This window comes from Chroococcus sp. FPU101, assembly GCF_017312365.1.
In the GTDB taxonomy this organism is placed as follows: Bacteria; Cyanobacteriota; Cyanobacteriia; order Cyanobacteriales; family Microcystaceae; genus Chroococcus.
In genome coordinates, this window is sequence record NZ_BLJI01000013.1 from 112,737 (window position 1) to 119,199 (window position 6,463).

Annotated in this window: 10 protein-coding genes and 1 pseudogene; 5 read left to right on the top strand and 6 right to left on the bottom strand. The window is 37.8% G+C overall.

Annotation, left to right across the window (positions count from 1 at the left end; genetic code table 11):
- Positions 1-215 precede the first annotated feature (215 nt).
- Complete coding sequence (locus CFPU101_RS13495; RefSeq protein ID WP_206815858.1) at positions 216-551, top strand: hypothetical protein; 336 nt, start codon at positions 216-218, stop codon at positions 549-551.
- 317 nt (positions 552-868) lie between these two features.
- Entirely contained in the window at positions 869-1,195 is a 327-nt protein-coding gene (locus CFPU101_RS13500) for a hypothetical protein (protein WP_206815859.1), read from the top strand.
- A 43-nt stretch (positions 1,196-1,238) separates the two neighbouring features.
- Here the strand turns inward: CFPU101_RS13500 and CFPU101_RS13505 are convergent, their stop codons facing one another.
- Positions 1,239-1,907 (bottom strand): metalloregulator ArsR/SmtB family transcription factor, encoded by a 669-nt coding sequence (locus tag CFPU101_RS13505; protein WP_206815860.1) that lies wholly within the window; start codon positions 1,905-1,907, stop codon positions 1,239-1,241.
- A gap of 96 nt (positions 1,908-2,003) precedes the next feature.
- On the opposite strand from CFPU101_RS13505, the gene CFPU101_RS13510 reads away from it, so the two are divergent.
- On the top strand, positions 2,004-2,393 hold the full coding sequence (locus CFPU101_RS13510) for a VOC family protein (RefSeq protein WP_206815861.1): 390 nt from the start codon (positions 2,004-2,006) through the stop codon (positions 2,391-2,393).
- A 171-nt stretch (positions 2,394-2,564) separates the two neighbouring features.
- On the top strand, positions 2,565-3,299 hold the full coding sequence (locus tag CFPU101_RS13515; RefSeq protein WP_206815862.1) for a dienelactone hydrolase family protein: 735 nt from the start codon (positions 2,565-2,567) through the stop codon (positions 3,297-3,299).
- Between the two features lie 120 nt (positions 3,300-3,419).
- Here CFPU101_RS13515 and CFPU101_RS13520 read toward each other — a convergent pair whose 3' ends face one another.
- On the bottom strand, positions 3,420-3,836 hold the full coding sequence (locus tag CFPU101_RS13520) for a hypothetical protein (protein ID WP_206815863.1): 417 nt from the start codon (positions 3,834-3,836) through the stop codon (positions 3,420-3,422).
- Between the two features lie 270 nt (positions 3,837-4,106).
- Here CFPU101_RS13520 and CFPU101_RS13525 point away from each other — a divergent pair, with 270 nt between their 5' ends.
- Positions 4,107-4,526, top strand: a complete 420-nt coding sequence (locus CFPU101_RS13525) for a hypothetical protein (RefSeq protein ID WP_206815864.1) — start codon at positions 4,107-4,109, stop codon at positions 4,524-4,526.
- A 57-nt stretch (positions 4,527-4,583) separates the two neighbouring features.
- Here CFPU101_RS13525 and CFPU101_RS26010 read toward each other — a convergent pair whose 3' ends face one another.
- From CFPU101_RS26010 to CFPU101_RS13540, 4 genes and pseudogenes are all read right to left on the bottom strand, one after another.
- On the bottom strand, positions 4,584-4,712 hold the full coding sequence (locus CFPU101_RS26010) for a hypothetical protein (protein WP_277988753.1): 129 nt from the start codon (positions 4,710-4,712) through the stop codon (positions 4,584-4,586).
- Between the two features lie 158 nt (positions 4,713-4,870).
- A pseudogene (locus CFPU101_RS13530) lies at positions 4,871-5,757 on the bottom strand (transposase family protein).
- 167 nt (positions 5,758-5,924) lie between these two features.
- A complete protein-coding gene (locus tag CFPU101_RS13535; protein ID WP_206815865.1) occupies positions 5,925-6,110 on the bottom strand; it encodes a hypothetical protein in 186 nt (61 codons plus the stop codon).
- Entirely contained in the window at positions 6,061-6,381 is a 321-nt protein-coding gene (locus CFPU101_RS13540) for a hypothetical protein (protein WP_206815866.1), read from the bottom strand. Before CFPU101_RS13540 ends, CFPU101_RS13535 begins: the two co-directional genes overlap by 50 nt.
- Positions 6,382-6,463 lie beyond the last annotated feature (82 nt).

The following is a 6,463-nucleotide window of genomic DNA, read 5'->3' on the forward strand; positions in this document are numbered from 1 at the left end:
TTATATAAAAGTTTATAGGTATAATGTGCCTATGGAGCTTTTATTATTTTATAAACATTTAACATAAATATCGTTGAAATAATTAGATAAGCACCCCCAAGAAAAACTACGCCAAAATTAGTATTGTTTTTTATTTTTGCATCACCTTCTCCACTTTGGAAATAGATAGTTTTGTAGAAAATAAATTAAATTTATCTTTAGCTTACAAAACTATTATGAAAAAACCTCAATTAATTAACAGTTTAGTTGCTTGTTGTATCAGTCCAATCACAGTTTTTTGCTTCACAACAGCAGCTAACGCACAACAATTTTCTATTCCAGAAGTAGAAACAATAGGCCCACAAGCAATGCAATTCGTACAAACCTGTAATCAAGTGATAAACATGGCACAAGCAAATCCTAACGACGCAAATTTGCAGATATATGCTAGAAACTGTTCTTTGCATCTATATCAATATCGGCTTTGTCTTAATCAAGCGGCTTTATCTTTTCCTCCAGATGTTAATTTTGCAGCTAAATGTGCAAATAGTACATTGCGCTTCGATGATTAAGGGAATTAAAGCCCCATTAAATCGAAAAAACTAGGTAGTATCCCTATTTGACAAGAATATAAAGTTTTGTTGGATAGGGAATTTATACTTAAAAGATAACTTATGGTAAGTGAATCGAGTAAAAAAGCTGTGAGGATTTACGATTGTGTTTAGCTATACCATTACTTTATTTTTTGCTAACTCAAGATTTTTGAGGTTTAAATGGCTAGATAGATTAGAGTTTGTTAAAAGCTATCATAATTTGTTTTTAATTGCCTGATTGATCAGTAAAGAAATTATTTTTAAAACTTGCTCCTTTAAATTATCGAGAAAATCTAATGAAAAGACTTAATCTCTCTAATTTACTGATTAGTTTGCTCTTATTATTTGCTTTGCCTTCCTGTACTATGGTTAAGATGATTCAGCAATTACTCGAACAAACTGAAGCGATCGGTACAACAGTCGAGAAAAAGCTGGGGGTTAGTCCTTTGGTTTCTTACAATAACAACAATGGTGTCATTGAAATCACGGTCTATTTTGAGCAATTACCCAACTCGAAAATAACGGTGCTTGAACTCCAAAATTTGGTACGAGAATCAGTTGCCAAAAGTATGGAGCAAAAACCTCAAAAACTTTACATAACCATTAACACTACTCAAAACTAATTCCTTGAGCAATGAGTCTCAAGAATATTTGAAAGAAAAATCTTTATGGCTGTTGTCCGTTTACTGAGCAATCAACTCGATAAGCACAACGCCTTGCCCCTGCCACAATATGTTCTGTGCGTTCCACCTTCACATCTTCCCCTAAAACCGTTTGAAAAACTTCAAGTTCTCTTGCACAGAGTCCCGTACAAGCTGTAGCCGCCGCACAGATAGGGCAATGATTTTCAACCAAAATGAAAGAACCGTCATCAAGGGATTGTACCTCAGCCATATAGCCTTCTTCTGTTCGTACATCCGCTAAAGCTTCTAATTTTTCTGCTAAATTTTGTCCCTCAATTGTTGACTGATACACCCCGATTTGATGGCGAGTTCTCACATCCAGCAATCGCTCTAACCCTTCCTCTCCGAAGGCTTCTACGACTGAATTCATCAATCCTAAAGTTAACTCCGCATAGCCATCGGGGAAAAAGCGATCAGCCTCTTTCGTCAACTGCCACAATTTAGCAGGACGGCCCATAGCGCGTGATTCTTCAGTATAGGTAATTAAATTTTCATCCTGCATCGCATACAAGTGTTGTCGGACTGCCATCGCCGAAATCTTTAAACGCGAGGCTAAGGCTTGTGAATCCATTGCGCCCTCTTGTTTAAGCAGATTCAAGATCGCTCGTCGTGTTTTAGTGTTAGTTGCTTTTTTTGAAAATTGTGTAGTCATATTAACAAATTAAAGAAAAATCTTTACAAAGTCAAGACTGATCCTTTATCCTAGTTTATAAAGAAAATTATTTATAAAGTGACGAGGTAAAAGATCATGCAATTCCGACGCTTTGAACATATCAATCAAACCTGTCGTAATCTAGACGAGACACGCGAGTTTTACCAAACCCTATTCCCCGACTGGACAGTACGGGCTGAAGGTGTAGAGGGAGGCTGGCGTTGGCAACATTTTGGCGATCATCAATTCTATCTCGCCTTGAATCAACCACCTAAAAATATTGAAGTCACTCAATCCACTGGACATTTAGAGCATATCGGTTTTGTCATTAAAGATGGGGAAACGATGAAAGCACTCTTGGATGAAGAAGGGATTGAATACACCGTGTTTAAGTCTCCTGAGACAAAAACCCGTATCTATGTTAATGATCCAGATGGTACAGAAATCGAACTGGTAGACTACGAAGATACTTACGAGTTGAGATAGGGTTGTCAATAGTTTTGGCGACCCACCTCGACCCGATTTACTGTCGATTTCTGATGAGGCTAAGTTTATCACGAGAACAACGATTAAAGTCGATGAGGCTCGTTCGGTTATGATTTAGAAAGACTGTATAATTCTACCCTAATACCCATAGTGAACCGATTAGGGTGCAATATGCAAATCAAAGAAACCGAGGTGATAATTTCTACACCTGATGGACAGATGCCTGCTTATCTGTATACTGGTACTGCGTCCGAGCGTAAGCCTGCTGTTCTCCTGCTGATGGAAGCATTCGGTTTAACGCAACATATCCGCGATGTCGCTACTCGAATTGCTAATGAAGGATATGTGGTTCTTGTACCTGATCTATATTACCGCGAGTTACCTAATAATAAGTTTAATTACGATGAAGTCAAAACAGCAATGGCGATGATGTACCGTCTTGATTTTGGTACGCCAATCGAAAAAGATCTACAGGCAGCACTCAATTATTTAAAGTTCCTACCTAATGTGTATCGTGAGCAAATTGGTGTGACAGGGTTCTGTTTAGGTGGCGGTTTGTCTTTTCTAGCCGTTTGTCAGTTCTCGGATGAGATTGCGGCGGCGGCTCCTTTCTACGGTATAGTTTTAGATAAGTGGCTTGATCAGATAGCTAACCTTACAGTTCCAGTCTATTTGTTCTTTGGTGGTGCTGATCCGTTTATTCCTCTTGAGCGAATTCATCAAATCGAGTCCAAATTTAAGGAATTTGACAAAAGCTATCAAATCAAAGTCTATTCTGATGCGAATCATGGTTTTTTCTGTCATGAACGTTCATCCTATAACCCTTCAGCTGCCGAAGATGCTTGGGGTGAACTGATGAAATTTTTCGCTAAACATTTACTTTGTTCGTTCCAAATTTTAGATTAATTATCTTGTCAAGGAGATAAATAGCTTTTTAACCACTTCTTAAGAAATTAGACTTTTTAGTTGCCAACGTAATGTTTTAGCCAAAGCTGTATTTTTTAAAAGCTAGTAAATTGAGCTAGTTCAAAACAGCCAAGTCGCTTTTTCTTTAAGAATTACTTTCCCTTGACGGGTCACAATTAACTGATGACGAGTTAGAGTATAACGCACATTTCCATTGACCGCGACAAATTGATCTTTGCTATAGCTTTGTAATGGGAGAATAATACCCCCTGTTTTTGAATTTTTAGCAACACCAAAATAGGTATTGGGTAAATCTCCACCACAAATATAGATGTAAAAATTAGCCGTTTCTGCTGTGACAAATTCGCTTCCACCACTCGACGGAGGGCAAACTGATTTTTGGGCGATTAAGCTAGTCTCACGAGTTGATGAAAGATTGGATAAAGCGACTGCATTTGTATTATATAGATTTAGCGCGATCGCTGTAACAAATGTCAATTGACTGAAACGCTTACCAAAAAAAGAAGTTAATTTCATAGTTTTTATCATTTAATTTTAGACAAACAGTAACGTACAAGAATTGATTTAGCTCATTTTTAATTCTAAAAATGTTGACAAAAAAAGTTTTTTATGGTGTAGATAATTTTGAGCAAAAAGCTAAAAATCAGCATCATGTCAGATTTTATCACTTTTGAATTCTTTTAACCAACAAATACTTTAGAGAGATGACATATAACGCTATTAGATTTAACTTTTACTTAATAACTTCGTTAATTATGATCACATTCAAGAAAACCAACACTTATTATGAAACAGTTCTTAATCGGTAGTTTATCAACCCTACTTTTTATCGTAGGAACCTATCTTGCATCGCCTCCATTACTGGCTCAATTTGACGATATTAGACAACATTTAAACTCTCTTCCAACAAAGCGTGTTGAGTTTAAAAAAGAAACAACAGGTACGACGATTCATAATGCCGAATCTACTATCTATATATTGGGTGCCAAAGCTGGACAGACATTAACCTTAAAATACAATAGCTTGGGTGGGCCAGCTAGTGTGACTCTTTATGGAGTTGATGGCAAACCTTTAAATACAGTTATTGGGACTGAAGATTATAGTCAACCTTTTAGTATTCGTTTACCCGCAACAGGTGATTACTACATCGTCGGTGGTTCTGGGGTGAGTAATGCTACTTATATTTTTACGGTTACAATTCGATAAAACTTTGTGTTGTTGCATCATCATTTTTAATTGAAAAAGTCTAAAATAATTCACCCATTAGGCTTTTCGTTGAAACAAGATAGCTAATAGAGTGAACGCGCCACAGGCAATAGTCGCAAAAATCGGTAATCCATGCTGTGTTAGCTGCATCGCCACACCTGCTGAACTATGGGCTAATAAAGGCACCAATTCCCCAAGCTACAGATAAGAGCGAATAGACAGAAACTAGATCACCTCCTTGAAATTTACTGCCCACAACAGTCATCATAATCGTGTAAATTCCAACAAATAGACCACCCCAGACGAATAGCAAAGGATAAGCGATCACTAGACCTCTTGCGGAATTACAAAGAAGTAGCTAATTTTAGCTCATAATTATAGAGTCCAGCAATCAGATTAAATCGAAGACAAAAGCGTTTTCGCCGATTCCGATAACGGCTTGATAAAATCCGAAAAACTTTGAGACATCTAATGATATTTTCCACGACAACTCTGCGTGAGGCTAATTGACGATTATCTTCTTTTTGTTGAGGTGTTAATGGGCATTTCTTTGTTGTTTTGTGAGGAGTTAAGCTAAATTTGTGATAGTGCTTGATGCCTTGATAACCTTTGTCACCTAACAGCTGTATTCTTGGCTTCATAGCTATTTTACTTTTTTTAAATAAGTAGAAGTCATGTCTTCTACCCAAATTAAAAGCTGTACCAATAATTTCTTTTGTTAATTGATTAACTATTAATTGAGTTTTCAGAGTATGATCACCTTTTTTTCCACTATAGTAGCTTCTCTGTTTTTTTTGGGACGCTCAATTTCGCTTTCCACCACATCGACAACAATGACTTCAATTTCTGTCTCGTTTTTTTGCAGTTGTCGTTTACTAGGTAGACGAAACTCTTCTGCGGAAGGCAGCCGACCGCCGTATCGCTGACTTTAAAAGTCAGCGAGCGGCTCGGCAGATTTGATTAAAATATCTTCAATTCTTCTGACAATCCGACAAGCCGTTGCTTCATGAACTCCCTAATCTTGACCGATCTGGAAAAATGTTCGATATTCTCTTAAATATTGTAAAGTTAATCAAATTTGCTCAGGAATTGAAAGTTTAGAATGGCAGCCTTGCTTACCAACCTTAGCTTCTACTACTACCTCTATCATTTTTTGAAAAGTTTCTTTTGGTACTCCATAAGCGCGTTTAAAATCGGCAGACGACATTTTTAAAGCTTGTCTATAACGCATTATTGTTCTAATTGTGTTTAGTTTTCTTCTTTTTGTTTAACTCACTTTTTAATTTTACGCAAGAGGTCTACTTTTGTACTAATGCCCAAAGACCAGATCAGCGCACCCGCAAACAAGGCTAAACCTAAACCGATTACCAACTTTCGCCTGTTCATGCGATCGCCAAGCTAGCCGATGGGAATCTGTAGTAAAATTGCGCCTAATAAAAGTACCGATAGTAGCAACATCGCCGAACTTTCGCTCCAACCGAGGCGTATTGCATAAACAGGTAGAAACGATAAACCCGCCGTTTCTAGAGCAGCATTAACAAGGGTAGCCCCAAGTGCGACAGGAACTAATCGAAGATAGCGCACGCTCAAACACAGGTGTTTGTACCCAGTGCATCGCCATCGCTAATAAAGCCAGCAGTGCAAATCCTCCACCCAATAAGTAAGGGAGCAATCCTGTTGAGCTAATTATTGACAGGAGGGCTAGACCGATCGCAAATCCAAGCGAGACGGCTGCCGTATAGATGGTTATCGTGCGGGCGCAAGTTCCTTCATTACTAAGTTGGCTAATCCAAGTTTCATACCAAGTTGCGAATTGTAGCGTAAAATTAAATAGAAAGAAGAAAAGGAAGATCAAGAAGAAATGTCCAGAGTCAGTCGAGTGTTACCGCATCTGACGGCGGAAGAAATTCAAGAAAAGATCCGTACAACAGATAATC